This window comes from Leucobacter sp. L43 (assembly GCF_016597785.1).
GTDB classification, from domain to species: domain Bacteria; phylum Actinomycetota; class Actinomycetes; order Actinomycetales; family Microbacteriaceae; genus Leucobacter; species Leucobacter alluvii.
This window is the reverse complement of sequence record NZ_JAENJG010000001.1, coordinates 236,693-250,994: the sequence shown is the minus strand read 5'-3', so window position 1 is coordinate 250,994 and position 14,302 is coordinate 236,693. Positions and strand designations below refer to the sequence as shown.

The following is a 14,302-nucleotide window of genomic DNA, read 5'->3' as shown; positions in this document are numbered from 1 at the left end:
CCCACCCGCCCCGCTTCGCCGTCCCGTCGGCCTTAGCGAGCTCCCGCGATCCGAGGATCGTGGAACGTCCCGCCGAAGGCGCGCTCACTCGCGCCCGAGCGGTCGAGATACGGTGTCGCACCGCCGGCCTGGAAGGGCCAACCAGCGCCGAGGATCAGGCACAGATCGATGTCCTCCGCCGCAGCGACGACGCCTTCATCGAGCATGATCTTGATCTCACCCGCGAGCTCGTCTTCGACCCGACGGAGGATCTCCTCCTCGCTCACTGCTGTCTTGCCGAGCGTCACGACTTTCTTGCCCGACTTGGAGAGATCTTCGACCTTCCCCAGCTTCGACTTGACGAGGGGCTCTTCCACCTCAGCGAGCCGGTGCAGGTTCTCGGAGGCGTAGAAGCGGTCGGGGAACGCGGCCACCATGGTGTCTTGCACGTGGGCGGCGACCTTCCAACCGACGAGGTCGATGAGCTCGAACGGCCCCATCGGCAGCCCGATGGGAGCGAACGCCCGTTCGACGACCGGGAGGGGGGTGCCAGCGTCGAGGGCGCGCGCTGCTTCGCCCATGACTTTCGCAAGGAGACGATTCACGACGAAGCCGGGGCGATCGGCGGTGATGACCGCACTCTTGCCGAGTTTCTTCGCGATGACCATCGCCGTCGCGAGGGACTCGTCGTTCGTCGTCGGTGTGCGTACCACCTCGATGAGCGGCATGACCGCGACCGGGTTGAAGAAGTGGAATCCGACGAGCCGTTCGGGGTGGGAGAGGAGATCGCCGATTTCATGCACCGAGAGCGAGGAGGTGTTCGTCGCGAGGATGGCGGTTTCCGAGATGATCGACTCGATCTCCGAGAAGACCTGCTGCTTGACGCCGAGCTCTTCGAAGACGGCTTCGATGACCCAGTCGCAGTCTGAGTACTGCGACTTGTCGGTCGTGCCGCGCACGAGATCCTTGATCTGGTTCGCGTCATCAGCGGTGAGCCGACCCTTGTCGAGCATCTTGTCGACTTCGCCGCGAATGTACTCGAGCCCCTTGTCCACACGCGACTGATCGAGATCCGTGATCAGCACCGGCACACGCAGTTTGCGGGCGAACAGCAGGGCGAACTGGCTCGCCATCAATCCCGCGCCGATGACGCCCACCTTCCGCACCGGCTTCGCGAGCTGCGTATCCGGGGCTCCCGCCGGTCGCTTCGCACGCTTCTGCACGAGGTCGAAGGCGTAGACCGAAGCTGCGAACTGATCTCCCGAGATGAGCTGGGCGAGTGCTTCATCCTCGCGCTCGAACCCGCGCGCCAGATCATTGTCCTTGGCAGCGCTGAGCAGATCGAGGGCCGCATAGGGCGCTTTCGCGGTGGTGCCGATACGCGCCTTCAGCGTGTCCCGAGCGATCTTGATGGCAGCCGGCCACTTCGTGAGCCGCTCCAGCTTGCCGGGCACATGCTTGCGGTCCACCTTCACGGACCCCGAGATGACGCCGTCGGCCCACGCGATAGAACGCTCCAGGAAGCTCGCGGCGCCGAACATCGCGTCGAAGAGTCCCATCTCGAACGCCTGCTTCGGCTTCAGCATACGATTGTTCTTCAACGGATTCGAGACGATGATCTCGAGCGCCTGCTCGATCCCGATGAGGTTCGGAACGATCGTCGCGCCACCCCAGCCGGGAATGATGCCGAGGAACACCTCCGGGAAGGCGAGGGCAGCGGTCGAAGCGTCGAGCGTGCGGTAATCGCAGTGCAGAGCGATCTCCATCGCTCCGCCGAGCGCGAGGCCGTTCACGAATGCGAATGAGGGAACGCCGAGCTCACCGAACTTGCCCAGAACGAAGTGGCCGAACTGGGCCATGAGTCGCGCGTTCTCCTCCGTCGCGAGGGTCGACACCTTCGAGAGGTCGGCTCCGGCGGCGAAGATGAACGGCTTTCCGGTCACGGCGACGGCTGCGATCTCACCTGCGGCGGCGCGACGACGGAGTTCGTCGAGCACGTTCCCGAGCCCCTGGAGGGTTCGTGGCCCGAGTGTATTCGGGCGGGTGTGGTCGCGCCCGTTGTCGAGGGTGATGAGCGCGAGCGTGCCGCCGGACGGGAGCCGCACATCTTGCACGAGGGATTCGGTGACGACCTCGTCGTCGGACGCTGCGATGAGCGGAGAGAAGTCGATGCTGCGGTAGTCAGTCATGGCTTACTTGCCCTTCTTTCCGTCGAAATGCGGGTTCTCCCAGATGGCGGTACCGCCCTGACCGAGGCCGACGCACATGGCGGTGACGCCGTAGCGCACGTCCGGTCGCTGCGCGAACTGGCGCGCGAGCTGCGTCATCAGCCTGACACCCGACGCCGCGAGCGGGTGCCCGAACGCGATCGCCCCGCCCCAGGGGTTCACGCGAGGGTCGTCGTCGGCGATGCCGAAGTGGTCGGTGAACGACAGCACCTGCACCGCGAACGCCTCGTTCAGCTCGAAGAGACCGATGTCATCGATGGTCAGGCCGGCGCGCGCGAGCGCCTTCTCGGTGGAAGGCACCGGTCCGAGTCCCATGACCTCGGGCTCCACACCGGCGAACGCGAATCCGACCAGGCGCATCTTGACCGAGAGACCGAGCTGCTTGGCCGTGTCTCCTCCGGCGAGCAGGGAAACGGTCGCGCCGTCGGTAAGCGGCGAGGCGTTGCCCGCGGTCACGCGGCCATGCGGGCGGAATGGAGTCTTCAGCGTGGCCAGACCCTCCATCGTCGTCTCAGGGCGGCGCCCCTGATCCTCCGTCGCGAGGCCCCAGCCCGACTCGGAGCGCGTGGCGACCGGAATGAGGTCCGCCTGGATGTCTCCGCGGTCGTAGGCGGCCTGCACCTTCTGCTGGCTCAGCATGCCGAACCGGTCGGAGCGCTCCTTGGTGAGGGCCGGGAAGCGATCGTGCAAGCGCTCAGCCGTGATGCCCATGTTCAGCGCATCGGGGCTCACGAGCTTCTCAGCGACGAATCGCGGATTCGGGTCGGCGTCGAGCCCGATCGGGTGGCGCCCCATGTGCTCGACGCCTCCGGCGACCGCGAGGTCGTACTGCCCCGCTCCGATCGCTGCGCCCATGAACGAAGCCACGGTCAGTGCGCCGGCGCACATGCGGTCCAGCGCGAAGCCGGGCACCGTCACGGGGATGCCCGCGAGCATCGACACCGTGCGACCGAGTGTCAGCCCCTGGTCGCCCTGCTGCGTCGTCGCCGCGATGCCCACGTCATCGATGCGATCGAGCGGAAGCTCGGGATTGCGCTCGATGAGCCCCTGGAGTGCTTTGACCGCCAGGTCGTCTGCACGCGTACCTGCATATATGCCTTTGTCGCCTGCTCGCCCGAACGGGGTGCGGACACCGTCTACGAACACGACTTCTCTCATTGCGGCCACTTCGCCTCCATCAGCATTGGTGATCTGCGTCGTTTCCATACTAGAGAGACGGAGTGTCACGCGGAACCGGACGTACCGAGGGCACTGTGATTTCGCGGGAGAGTTGCGATTCGCTTATGGAAGATCTACAAAAGCTTCGGCAATGATTGGTGCGGTGATGCCAATCTGCCAGTCCCTCGCGCCGAGCTCCTTGAGACGGAGTGCGACGCCGGTCTCCGAACGATCCACGGGCGGGCGCCACACGAGGCGCCGAAGGGTATCCGGGGTGAGCAGATTCTCGAGCGGGATGCTCCTCGCAGCCGATTCCTGCTCGATCCGCGCTCGCACCGCGTCCAAGCGCGCCGCGGCATCGGGATCCCGCTGGGCCCAGAAGCGATGGTGCGGAATCGAATCGGGATCCCGACGCTTCTGGCCGGGAAGATTCTCGGTGGTCTTCCCCCGGAGGATCGCCGCCCACCACCGGTCGAGCTCGCTGCGGCTCGCCCGGCCCTTGAAGTCGCGCAACCGCGCAAGATCGCCTTTGGACCGAGGATTCGCGCTCGCTGCTGCGACCACGGAGGAGTCCGGTATCAGGCGCCCGGGTGCGACGTCGCGCTCACGAGCGAGAGCGTCACGGCCCTCCCAGAGCTCTCGCGCCAAAGCGAGTGCTCGCGGAGTCTTCAGCGAATTCCCGCCGGAGAGTTTGCGCCACGGTTCTTCCGGGCGCGGCTTCTCCGGCTTGGTGCGCGTCGCTTCGAATTCCTGGCGAGCGAACTCCGTCTTCTGCTGCGCCGCGAGCTGGGCCGCGACGGCGTTCCGCAGATCCGGCAGCAGGACGACGTCGAGCGCTGCATACTCCAGCCAGTCGTCAGGAAGCGGACGCTGCGACCAGTCCGCGGCCGAGTGGGCCTTCTCGAGTGTGATGCCGAGCAGGAGTTCGACGATCGCTCCGAGACCCACACGCTCGAATCCGAGCAGCCGCGCGGCCAGTTCGGTATCGAAGAGCTGCGTCGGCACCAGTCCCAGGGCGGCAAGACAGGCGAGATCCTGCGATGCCGCGTGCAGGATCCACTCGGCATCGCCGATCGCTCGCTGCAGCGGGGAGAAATCTTCGATCCCGATCGGATCGAAGAGATACGTGCCGGCGCCAGCGCGGTGCACCTGCACGAGGTACGCCTCGCCGCCGTAGCGGAATCCCGAGGCGCGCTCGGCATCCACGCCCACCGGGCCGTGCCCCGCCGCGAGCACAGTCGACGCGGCCAGGAGACCCTCCGCGTCGGTGACCATCGTCCACTCGATGTCGAGCTCCGACTGGGAGATCGTCATGCTGTTCATACCCCTTCCGCGGCTTGGCGGGATCGCCGTGCCGCGATGGAGTCTATTCCCTCAGCGTGGGGCAGTCCCGCCAGCAGGCAGACGAGCTCCGACCACGCCTCCGCATGGACGCCGAAATCCGAACCCGTCGGAGTCCATGAGGCTCGCAATTCGATCTGCGCGGAGTCACCGCGCGCCTCGAGTGCGCCGAAGCTGCTCGACAGGGTCTTCGTCGCGGTGCCGGACAAGTAGACGTATCGAGCGCCGCGCGAGTCCAGCGCGTCGACCAGCCACGACCAGGCCACATCGGAGATGAACGGATCGACGCCGATCTCGAGCTCGAGGGGTGCCTGGGCGAAGCACACGATCCGGAAGGGACCACCCCACTCGTCGACGGCTGATTCGTCGTGCATGAGCACGATCCGGCCGGCGCCATAGGGTGACTCGAGAGCGGTCTCCGCCGTCGCTCCACCGCGCGCTCCACGGGCGACGCCCGCTGCGAACGCAATCGACTTCGGAGCGATGCGCTCCGGCGCCGGGATCTCCTGGGAGACGAGTTCTTCACGCAGGCGCGCGTTCCGGAGTTGCTCGGACGCCGTGTCGAAGTCGACATGGGTGCCATTGATGCGTGCCATCACACAGGCGACACTAGAGTTTGCTGTGAACATCACGCCGGTGCCACGCCGTGATGCGGGGAACAGGGGAGGGCAAGCCCATGCAAGGACTGCGCTGGGGGCGAGCGCTCGCACTCGGGATTGCCGGCGTACTCGGCGGCGGTGCGATCGCGGCGTCCGTCGGCTCGATACTCGGCGGAGCCGCGCTCGCGCGACGAGCGGTGACCCCGGCTGTCGTTCCCGAATCTCCGGTCACCGTGATCCGGATATCCGAGGCCGGAGGCTCACCGGAGCGGAGGCAGGTGCATCTGCGGGGTGCCGATGCGGATCTCCCCGGCCGGTACTCGTTCATCTTCGACGGAGGCGCTGGCCATGCGCGACTGGGGGAGGTGATCGCGATCGAAGGCGAGACGGTGGTGCGCGAGCTCGTCGCCGTCGACCGCGGAGCGCTTCAGGCGGAGACCCGCGGAAGAATCACGGGGTGGTGGTTCACCGCTCCGGAAGAGCTCGGGTACCGCGTTGATCGGATCACGTACCGCACCGAGCTCGGCGAGGCGGACGCCTGGATCGTGCATCCGCGCTTCGCGCGCAAGCGTCGGTGGGCCGTCCACGTGCACGGACGCGGGGCGCTGCCGGAGGAGACGCTGCGAGGCGTGATCCCGCTCGCGCGCAGCGGGATCACGAACCTCGTCATCTCCTACCGCAACGATCCGGGCGCGCCTCCCGGCCTTGGCGGTCGTTACGGCGTGGGGTTCTCGGAGAGCCGAGACGTGGATTCGGCGATCGCCGAAGCCCGGCGACGAGGAGCCGAGCGGGTGACCCTCTTCGGCTGGTCCATGGGCGGTACCGCGTGCCTCGTTGCTGCCACCCGAGGCGTCCACCGCGCACTCATCGACGGTCTGATCCTCGACTCGCCCGCAGTGGACTGGAGCGCGTTGCTCCGTTACCACGCCACGGCGCAGTCAGTGCCTGCGTCGATCGCAGGTCTCGGGGTCGAGATGCTCTCCAGGGGCCTCGTCACGGGTGGCGAGAGCGGCGGGCTCCCGATCGCGACGCTGCACCCCGAGACGTTCGCGCCCGAACTCACTGTGCCAGTCCTCATCCATGCCAGTACAGCTGACACGTTCGTGCCGTCGGCGGGAGCGGAGCGGCTCGCCGAGTTGCGCCCCGACCTCGTACAGCTTCGAATGCAACCCGGGGCCGAGCACGTGAAGCTGTGGAACGTGGACCGCAGCGGCTGGGAAGCGGTGACCCGCGTGTTCGTCCGTGCCCTGCCGCACCAGCCCTGGCGCGGCTGAGCAACGCGGCGACGGTACACTATCGGTGATGGTCTCAGACTCCCAGCACAGCACCGCCAGTCTCGTCGATCGGCGCCCCACGATCAGTGGCACCGAACTCGTAGCGACGCTGGTTCCACCGCCGCAGTTCGATCGCGCGTCGTTCGATTCGTACCGGCCGGACCCCGATTATCCGTCCCAGGAGGAGGCTCGGGAGCTGTTGCGCGCGTTCGCGGCTCCAGCTCCAGCCGTGTCTCGCGGGGGATTCTTCGGTTTCGGGCGGAAGAAGGCGGAGTCTGTTTCAGCTGCGCCCACCAAGCCCGGCATCTATCTCGACGGCGGGTTCGGGGTGGGTAAGACCCACCTTCTCGCGGCGACCTGGCACGCCACGACCGGACGCAAGTACTTCGGAACGTTCATCGAGTACACCGCGCTCGTCGGTGCTCTCGGGTACAACGGCGCCGTCAGCGTGCTTCAGGGCGCTCGCCTGATCTGCATCGACGAGTTCGAGCTCGATGATCCGGGCGACACGATGCTGATGACACGCCTCATCGGCGATCTCACGTCCACCGGCACCAAGTTCGTCGCAACTTCGAATACGCCGCCCAACGCGCTCGGAGAGGGGCGCTTCGCGGCCGCCGACTTCATGCGCGAGATCCAGGCGATGTCCGATCGTTTCACGACGATTCGCATCGATGGCGTCGACTACCGGCAGCGCGACCTCGAAGGAGACGCGGTTCCGCTCTCCGACGAGGAGTACCGCTTCGCCCTCGCCGATGTCGCTGCAGCGCACGAGCGCATGACGGACGACGACTTCTCGGCGCTGATCGAGCATCTCGCGACCGTGCATCCTTCGAGCTACAGCGGCCTCCTGACGGGCGTGCAGTGCATCGGCCTGCGCGACGTTCACGTGCTGACGGACCAGTCGTCCGCCTTGCGATTCGTGGCTTTTATCGACCGCGTGTACGACGCTCAGATCCCAATCCGCGCTACGGGTGCGCCGATCACCACTGTCTTCGGCGGAGGCATGCTCGACGGCGGATATCGCAAGAAGTACCTGCGCTGCATGTCGCGTCTCAACGCGCTCTCGGCGAGCGAGATCGCGTAACGGAGATGGGGCGGGGGAACGTATCGCGCAAGGTCTCTGGACTCCTGCGTTCGCTGGCCTCGGCGCTCCTGAAGCCCGCGCGGCCCACTCCTTCCGTCCGGCGGGATCTCGGGCGAAACGACGTCGCAGAGGATCGGGACCTCACGCTCGCCGAGATTCGCGGGTTGCGCCTCGCCTACGCGCCAGACCCCGACGGCGCCCCGGATCCGGGCGAGATCGTCTGGGCCTGGGTGCCGTATGCCGAGCATGACGGCAGGGGCAAGGATCGCCCCGTGCTCATCATCGCGCGAATCGATGCGGCAACGACCGCCGGATGCTACCTGAGCACGAAGCAGCACCGCGGGTTCGTTTCGGTCGGAACCGGTCGTTGGGATGGTCAGGGGCGTGAGAGCTTCCTCGCGACCGACCGAGTGCTGCGCGTACCGGACGCGCGGGTGCGCCGAGAAGGACACGTGCTCGAGCGCGGTCGCTTCGTCGACGCCGCCGGCGCCGTGATGCGCGCGCACGGAGTCCACGCGCCCGAAGGCTGAATCGGGCGCAGCTCGCAGCGGTCGGCGCCCAGCCGTCCGCACGCTCAGTGATCCTGCCGCGCTACACGACAGTGCAGAACGGGTGGCCGACGGGATCGAGGTAGACCCGGAACGTGTCATGAGACTCGATGTGGCGAGCGCCGAGCGCGAGCACGTCGTCGTGGGCACCGGCCAAGTCAGGCACCGCGATATCGAGGTGCGCCTGCTGATCGCCGTCATCGCTCGGCCACACGGGTGCGGCATAGCCTGGGGACTGCTGGAAGGAGAGCTTCGCCCCGATGCCATCGATCCGAAGATCGACCCAGTCGTCCCCGTCAGCCTGAATCGTCCCCCCGACGAGGCCGCGATAGAACTCCGCGAGCGCCCGCGGGTCCGGGCAGTCGAGAACGAAGCTGTGAAGGGTACCGAGGTGTGCCATGAGTGTTCCCATCTCGAAGCCGATGTTCTGGTCACCTCCATTGTGCGATGCGGTTCCTCGCCCGGCAATCACTCTTCGGCACGTCGGGCTTCGAGCGAGCACTGCGGTCGCGCCCCCTCGGGTGTGCGCTCACTCACTCGATGCAGCTCGAACCTTGCAGAGACGAGCCGTCCGCCGAGTTCTCCGGGTGGCCACCGGTAGGCGGTGACCACGGCGTGCGCAAACGGCTCCAGCTCCGGCCAGGCGAAGGCCCCGAGAAGCAGACGGCCGCCGGGAGCCAAGATGCGGGCGAACTCGGCGAGAACTGCGTCGACCTCAGCCGGCGGAGTGTGGATCAGCGAGAACCACGAGAGGATTCCACCCGCAGAAGCCGTGGCGACGCCGCTCCGCGCGAGATCCGCGACGCGGTACTCGCTGTGCGGAAAGCGCTGGCGCGCGATCTCGACGAACGCGGGGGAGAGGTCGAAGCCCGATATCTCAGCGCCCTGACGGCGCAGATCGTCGGTCCAGTGGCCCGGGCCGCAGCCGGCATCGATGAGGGGGCCGCTGCACCGTGCCGCCCATTCGCGAATCTCTGCGACATCGTCAGCGGGGGCTGCGTCGACGGAGGCGAAGAGGTCGGCATATTCGGCCGCCCGCGCATCGTACGAGCGTCGGATCGCGGTGGCTGACATCGCTCCACCCTAGTGCGCCGCGTGACGAGAGGTCACTGGGGAAAGAAAAAGAACCGGCCGGGGCCGGGTCTATCTGTGCGCGATACTGGGATCGAACCAGCGCGAGCATCTCGGGCGAACGCAACGCGTTCGCGATGCTCGCGAGGTCACTGGGGAAAGAAAAAGACCCGGCCGGGGCCGGGTCTATCTGTGCGCGATACTGGGATCGAACCAGCGCGAGCATCTCGGGCGAACGCATCGCGTTCGCGATGCTCGCGAGGTCACTGGGGAAAGAAAAAGACCCGGCCGGGGCCGGGTCTATCTGTGCGCGATACTGGGATCGAACCAGTGACCTCTTCCGTGTCAGGGAAGCGCGCTACCGCTGCGCCAATCGCGCCTGTTCAGGCTATTCAGTTGTGAGACGAGGTGGCGACGGGATTCGAACCCGTGTATACGGCTTTGCAGGCCGCTGCCTCGCCTCTCGGCCACGCCACCGTAGTTTTGTTACCATAAGTTTCCGAGCAAGCTCGGGCACTAGAGCGGATGACGAGACTCGAACTCGCGACCCTCACCTTGGCAAGGTGATGCGCTACCAACTGCGCTACATCCGCATTTCACCGCGTTACCGCGACCTGAATAACTATAGGGAAGCGGCGCCGGGGGTGCAAATCGGTGCGGCCATCCCGGGCGCGCCGCCTCGATTCGTGCCGTCTTCGCGCGGATCCGGCAAGTTTTTCCCACCGCCGGGCAGCCGCGCGGATACTGTTATTCCATGGCTGAAGGGGCGGCAGCGGTTCTGAAGCGATGGATCGGCTTCTCCGTGTTCCTCGCTCTCGTCGCCCTCGCGGTCGGCGCGATGCTGCTGCGCCAGGAGATCAGCGATCACCTCGCGGGAATGAACTACGAGATGAGCCCTCGGGTGAGCGATCTGGCAGACGATCTCGAGCTCACGGAGACCGGACGTCGCATCTTCATCGCGACGCATCCCACCGTGGACGGCAGCCAGCACTTCAACGAGCAGTGCGCCGACGTCGACCACTCGGAGCAGGGGCACGTGCTCGGCTGCTACACCGCCGACCGCATCCACCTCTTCGACGTCACGGATGACCGTGTGAGCGAGGTCGTTGAGATCACTGCGGCCCATGAACTGCTCCACGCGGCGTTCCATCGACTCGGCGAGGGAGACCGGTCGCTGCTCGCCTCGCGCCTGCGGGAGGTGTACGACGAACTCGCGCCAACGGATGCCGCGCTCGCAGAACGCATGAGCGTATACGAGCATCTGCCGGACGCTGCCTTCGCGAACGAGCTGCATTCGGTATTGGGCACCGAGGTGCGCGAGCTGCCGCAGTGGTTGGAAGATCATTACGCGCAGTGGTTCACGAATCGGTCCGCACTGATCGATGATTTCGAAACCTACGTGACGGTGTTCAACGATCTGCAGGCCAGGGTCGACGCACTGCAGGCCGAGATGGCGGATCTGCGCGCGGATGTGGAGCGGCGCAGCTCCGCATACAGCGAGACCGTCGAAGCATTCAACGAGGATGCGACGGACTACGCTTCCCGACTCGAACGCGATGGATACCGCGATGATCCTGAGCAGCAGCAGCGCGATGCGGCCGCGCTGCAGCAGCGGCGAGCTGAGATCGACTCCGAGCTCGCCCAGCTCCAGGCCGACATCGATCGATACAACGCGCTTCGCGACGAGCTCGAGACGCTCGGGAAGGTCAGCGCGGAACTCGATGAGCACCTCGACAGCGACCTCGCCCCCATTACGACACGCCCGAACGAGTAAGGGGGGATCCGCGGAAAGCTGCCGCTTGTCGGCGACGGTGCAATCCGCACTCTGGTTCCGTGTATGATCTTTGAGGTTGGCACGCACGGGAATCATCGCATTCCGGGAGTGCACACGGGCGATTGGCGCAGTTGGTAGCGCGCTTCCTTCACACGGAAGAGGTCATCAGTTCGAGTCTGGTATCGCCCACCGCAGCACCCCCGTGGTTCACACCGCGGGGGTGCTCTTGTTTGAGCGCCCGCGTGCACGCGAATGCTCGCGCCAGAGGTCCTGCACAGACGGCGCGCGGCGCTCCGGTAGTCTGGCGCCCATGCACGCTCCGGCCATCACCGCGCTCGACTTCCTGCCGGGGATCTTCGCCCTGACCCATGCGGTCCTCGGCCTCTGGGCGATCCTCTCGCTCGCGAAGTTCGGGACGCAGCTCAGCTGGCCCAAGATGATCGCCTGGATCTTCTTCATCGCCGCCATTCCGCTCGTGGGAGCGACGGTCTGGTTCACGGCGGGGCGCCGACGGTTCACTCGGAGCGCCCCCGATGAGCGCGTCGACCCTCCACAGGTCGACACCTCGCGAACCCAGTAGGATCGTACGGTGGCCGGCATCTGCGCCGACCCGGCGCGTTCGCGTTCGCGTTCCCGTCGTTTCCGACCTCCACAGTGAAGGAGTTCACCCGTGGCCGATGGCTTCTCCCGTTTCACCGATCGTTCGATCGTCGCGATGCGCGTCGATGGAGAGCTGCGAGATCTCGCGGCGGAGATCACGGATACGGACACGGTGGAGCCCGTCACGGTCGACTCGGAGGACGGCCTCAACATCTTGCGGCATTCGGCGGCTCACGTGCTCGCGCAGGCGGTGCAGCGCATCAACCCTGAGACGAAGCTCGGCATCGGCCCGCCCATCGCCGATGGCTTCTACTACGACTTCGACCCCGCGGAGCCGTTCACGCCGGAAGACCTCAAGGCGATCTCCTCTGAGATGCAGAAGATCGTCAAGCAGGGGCAGCGCTTCGTGCGACGCGTGGTGACCGAGGACGAGGCTCGCGCCGAGCTCGCGGACGAGCCGTACAAGCTCGAACTCATCGGCTTGAAGGGTGGAGCAGCCGGAGACGAGAACGGTGAGAGCGTCGAGGTCGGCGGTGCCGAGCTCACCATCTACGACAACATCGACCCGAAGACGGGCGAGCTCTGCTGGAAGGATCTCTGCCGTGGGCCGCACGTGCCGAGCACGCGCATGCTCGGCAACGGATGGGCGCTGACGCGATCGGCCGGTGCATACTGGCGCGGCAGCGAGAAGAATCCGATGCTGCAGCGCGTCTACGGCACCGCGTGGCCGTCGAAGGATGAACTGCGTGCCTACCAGACGCGTCTCGAAGAGGCGGCGAAGCGCGATCACCGCAAGCTCGGGGTCGAGCTCGACCTCTTCAGCTTCCCGGACGAGATCGGATCCGGCCTCGCGGTGTTCCACCCCAAGGGCGGGATCATCCGTCACGAGATCGAGAACTTCATGCGCTCCGAGCTGCTGAAGAACGGGTACGAGGTCGTCAACAGCCCCCACATCACGAAGGGCACGTTGTTCGAGACCAGTCAGCATCTCAACTGGTACAAGGACGGGATGTTCCCGGCGATGCACCTGGACGAGCAGACGGATGGCGACGGCAATGTCGTCAAACAGGGGCAGGATTACTACCTGAAGCCCATGAACTGCCCGTTCCACAACCTGATCTTCCGCGCGCGCGCTCGAAGCTATCGAGAGCTGCCGCTGCGGCTGGCCGAGTTCGGCACCGTGTACCGGTACGAGAAGAGCGGCACCCTCTCCGGCCTCACGCGCGTGCGCGGCCTGACGCAGGACGACGCGCACATCTACGTCACCGACGAGCAGGTGAAGGACGAGATCAAGCGACAGCTCGAGTTCGTGTTCTCCACCCTGCGCGCGTACGGGCTCAACGACTTCTATCTCGAGCTGTCGACCCGCGATCCCGAGAAGTCCGTCGGCTCGGACGAGCAGTGGGAACTCGCGACCGACACTCTTCGCGAGGTCGGCGAGGAGTCTGGGCTGGAGCTCGTCGCCGACCCCGGTGGGGCCGCGTTCTACGGGCCGAAGATCTCGGTGCAGGCCCGTGACGCGATCGGCCGCACCTGGCAGCTCTCAACCGTGCAGCTCGACTTCAACCAACCAGAGCTGTTCGAGCTGGAGTATGCGGCGGCGGATGGCACCCGGAAGCAGCCCATCATGATCCACCGGGCGCTGCTCGGCTCGGTCGAGCGCTTCTTCGCGATCCTTCTCGAGCACTACGCCGGCGCGTTCCCGGTCTGGCTGTCGCCGACGCAGGTCGTCGGCATTCCGGTGGCCGAGCAGTACGGCGAGTACCTCGACGAGGTCGTCGCGCGCCTGCGCGAGCAGGGCGTGCGTGCCGAAGTCGATCACAGCGACGACCGCATGCCGAAGAAGATCCGCACGCACACGAAGGCGAAGGTCCCCTTCCAGCTCATCGCGGGCGAGGAGGATCGGGCGGCGGGCGCCGTCAGCTTCCGCTTCCGCGACGGCACGCAGTTGAACGGCGTGCCGGTCGACGAGGCGATCGATCGCATCACCGCTGCGATCCGCTCGCACGAGCAGGTCTCGACGGCATGGTCGGAGTAGACGGAAGCCCGGGTTCGGGAGCTGACGAGGCGTCGATGCCGAGCGCCGGACCCGGTGGGGTGCGGCCGGAGTCGCTCGAGGAGAGCGGCGCCGTCGGCGTCGCCGACGACCTGCGTCGACTCTGGGTTCCGCACCGCATGGTGTACGTGTCGGACCATCATCAGCCCGGTGAGCACGACTGCCCGTTCTGCGCGGCTCCGGAGCGCGCCGATTCCGAAGCGCTGATCGTCGCGCGGGGCGAGCACGCATACGTCCTGCTGAACCTCTTCCCCTACAACAGCGGCCACATGCTCGTCTGCCCCTACCGCCACATCTCGAACTACGACGAGGCCTCCGACGCGGAGACCTCCGAGATCGCCGCGCTCACGCAGACGGCCATGCGCGTCGCACGATCGACGCTGCAGTGCGACGGATTCAATCTGGGTATGAATCAGGGAGCCATCGCCGGTGCCGGAGTCGCATCGCACCTGCATCAGCATGTCGTGCCGCGGTGGGCGTCCGACGCGAACTTCTTCCCGATCATCGCAAAGACGAAAGCGATGCCCCAACTGCTCGGCGAGGTGCGCGAGCTGTTCGCCGAAGCCTGGCCCCGTCCCTGATCGGCG

General features: G+C 66.4%; 13 protein-coding genes and 4 tRNA genes. 8 read left to right on the top strand and 9 right to left on the bottom strand.

Features of this window, described 5'->3' with window-relative positions; all coding sequences use genetic code 11:
- Positions 1-32 precede the first annotated feature (32 nt).
- The 4 genes from JE033_RS01185 to JE033_RS01170 form a co-directional block, all read right to left on the bottom strand.
- On the bottom strand, positions 33-2,168 hold the full coding sequence (locus tag JE033_RS01185) for a 3-hydroxyacyl-CoA dehydrogenase NAD-binding domain-containing protein (protein ID WP_200328897.1): 2,136 nt from the start codon (positions 2,166-2,168) through the stop codon (positions 33-35).
- Positions 2,169-2,171: 3 nt separating this feature from the next.
- Positions 2,172-3,365 (bottom strand): thiolase family protein, encoded by a 1,194-nt coding sequence (locus tag JE033_RS01180; RefSeq protein ID WP_249290926.1) that lies wholly within the window; start codon positions 3,363-3,365, stop codon positions 2,172-2,174.
- 123 nt (positions 3,366-3,488) lie between these two features.
- On the bottom strand, positions 3,489-4,679 hold the full coding sequence (locus JE033_RS01175; protein WP_200330950.1) for an HRDC domain-containing protein: 1,191 nt from the start codon (positions 4,677-4,679) through the stop codon (positions 3,489-3,491).
- Positions 4,680-4,684: 5 nt separating this feature from the next.
- Complete coding sequence (locus JE033_RS01170; RefSeq protein ID WP_200328893.1) at positions 4,685-5,302, bottom strand: DUF3000 domain-containing protein; 618 nt, start codon at positions 5,300-5,302, stop codon at positions 4,685-4,687.
- Between the two features lie 80 nt (positions 5,303-5,382).
- On the opposite strand from JE033_RS01170, the gene JE033_RS01165 reads away from it, so the two are divergent.
- Genes JE033_RS01165 through JE033_RS01155 form a run of 3 tightly spaced genes read left to right on the top strand, consistent with a single transcriptional unit; the run spans position 5,383 to position 8,196 of the window.
- A complete protein-coding gene (locus JE033_RS01165; RefSeq protein ID WP_200328891.1) occupies positions 5,383-6,579 on the top strand; it encodes a S9 family peptidase in 1,197 nt (398 codons plus the stop codon).
- Between the two features lie 28 nt (positions 6,580-6,607).
- Positions 6,608-7,666 carry a cell division protein ZapE gene (gene zapE / locus JE033_RS01160; protein ID WP_090148851.1) on the top strand — a complete coding sequence of 353 codons (1,059 nt, stop codon included), beginning with the start codon at positions 6,608-6,610 and terminating at the stop codon, positions 7,664-7,666.
- A gap of 5 nt (positions 7,667-7,671) precedes the next feature.
- Positions 7,672-8,196, top strand: a complete 525-nt coding sequence (locus JE033_RS01155; RefSeq protein WP_200328888.1) for a type II toxin-antitoxin system PemK/MazF family toxin — start codon at positions 7,672-7,674, stop codon at positions 8,194-8,196.
- A gap of 61 nt (positions 8,197-8,257) precedes the next feature.
- Here JE033_RS01155 and JE033_RS01150 read toward each other — a convergent pair whose 3' ends face one another.
- From JE033_RS01150 to JE033_RS01130, 5 genes are all read right to left on the bottom strand, one after another.
- Positions 8,258-8,614: a VOC family protein gene (locus JE033_RS01150; RefSeq protein ID WP_090149783.1), complete on the bottom strand. Its 357-nt coding sequence runs from the start codon at positions 8,612-8,614 to the stop codon at positions 8,258-8,260.
- A 68-nt stretch (positions 8,615-8,682) separates the two neighbouring features.
- Entirely contained in the window at positions 8,683-9,288 is a 606-nt protein-coding gene (locus JE033_RS01145; RefSeq protein ID WP_200328886.1) for a class I SAM-dependent methyltransferase, read from the bottom strand.
- A 304-nt stretch (positions 9,289-9,592) separates the two neighbouring features.
- Positions 9,593-9,664: transfer RNA gene (locus JE033_RS01140), tRNA-Val, on the bottom strand.
- A 27-nt stretch (positions 9,665-9,691) separates the two neighbouring features.
- Positions 9,692-9,762, bottom strand: a tRNA-Cys gene (locus JE033_RS01135).
- A 43-nt stretch (positions 9,763-9,805) separates the two neighbouring features.
- Positions 9,806-9,878 (bottom strand) — tRNA-Gly (locus JE033_RS01130).
- Between the two features lie 161 nt (positions 9,879-10,039).
- Between JE033_RS01130 and JE033_RS01125 the strand changes: the two genes are divergently transcribed.
- The 5 genes from JE033_RS01125 (at position 10,040) to JE033_RS01105 (ending at position 14,296) form a co-directional block, all read left to right on the top strand.
- Positions 10,040-11,059, top strand: coding sequence for a hypothetical protein (locus tag JE033_RS01125; protein WP_200328884.1), 1,020 nt, complete (start codon positions 10,040-10,042; stop codon positions 11,057-11,059).
- Between the two features lie 116 nt (positions 11,060-11,175).
- Positions 11,176-11,248: transfer RNA gene (locus JE033_RS01120), tRNA-Val, on the top strand.
- Positions 11,249-11,369: 121 nt separating this feature from the next.
- The gene (locus JE033_RS01115; protein WP_200328882.1) at positions 11,370-11,639 is read left to right on the top strand and encodes a PLDc N-terminal domain-containing protein; all 270 of its coding nucleotides are present in this window, start codon (positions 11,370-11,372) and stop codon (positions 11,637-11,639) included.
- A 90-nt stretch (positions 11,640-11,729) separates the two neighbouring features.
- The gene (thrS, locus tag JE033_RS01110; RefSeq protein ID WP_200328880.1) at positions 11,730-13,697 is read left to right on the top strand and encodes a threonine--tRNA ligase; all 1,968 of its coding nucleotides are present in this window, start codon (positions 11,730-11,732) and stop codon (positions 13,695-13,697) included.
- Positions 13,698-13,732: 35 nt separating this feature from the next.
- Positions 13,733-14,296 (top strand): HIT domain-containing protein, encoded by a 564-nt coding sequence (locus JE033_RS01105; protein WP_234037176.1) that lies wholly within the window; start codon positions 13,733-13,735, stop codon positions 14,294-14,296.
- Positions 14,297-14,302 lie beyond the last annotated feature (6 nt).

What these genes read in the sequence shown, in the direction of transcription:
- JE033_RS01125 (WP_200328884.1), top strand. Translation starts at nt 10,040, where the DNA reads ATGGCTGAAGGGGCGGCAGCGGTTCTGAAGCGATGGATCGGCTTCTCC.
- JE033_RS01185 (WP_200328897.1), bottom strand. Translation starts at nt 2,168, where the DNA reads ATGACTGACTACCGCAGCATCGACTTCTCTCCGCTCATCGCAGCGTCC.
- JE033_RS01115 (WP_200328882.1), top strand. Translation starts at nt 11,370, where the DNA reads ATGCACGCTCCGGCCATCACCGCGCTCGACTTCCTGCCGGGGATCTTC.
- JE033_RS01170 (WP_200328893.1), bottom strand. Translation starts at nt 5,302, where the DNA reads ATGGCACGCATCAATGGCACCCATGTCGACTTCGACACGGCGTCCGAG.
- JE033_RS01155 (WP_200328888.1), top strand. Translation starts at nt 7,672, where the DNA reads ATGGGGCGGGGGAACGTATCGCGCAAGGTCTCTGGACTCCTGCGTTCG.
- JE033_RS01145 (WP_200328886.1), bottom strand. Translation starts at nt 9,288, where the DNA reads ATGTCAGCCACCGCGATCCGACGCTCGTACGATGCGCGGGCGGCCGAA.
- JE033_RS01150 (WP_090149783.1), bottom strand. Translation starts at nt 8,614, where the DNA reads ATGGCACACCTCGGTACCCTTCACAGCTTCGTTCTCGACTGCCCGGAC.
- zapE (WP_090148851.1), top strand. Translation starts at nt 6,608, where the DNA reads ATGGTCTCAGACTCCCAGCACAGCACCGCCAGTCTCGTCGATCGGCGC.
- JE033_RS01175 (WP_200330950.1), bottom strand. Translation starts at nt 4,679, where the DNA reads ATGACGATCTCCCAGTCGGAGCTCGACATCGAGTGGACGATGGTCACC.
- JE033_RS01105 (WP_234037176.1), top strand. Translation starts at nt 13,733, where the DNA reads ATGCCGAGCGCCGGACCCGGTGGGGTGCGGCCGGAGTCGCTCGAGGAG.
- JE033_RS01180 (WP_249290926.1), bottom strand. Translation starts at nt 3,365, where the DNA reads ATGAGAGAAGTCGTGTTCGTAGACGGTGTCCGCACCCCGTTCGGGCGA.
- JE033_RS01165 (WP_200328891.1), top strand. Translation starts at nt 5,383, where the DNA reads ATGCAAGGACTGCGCTGGGGGCGAGCGCTCGCACTCGGGATTGCCGGC.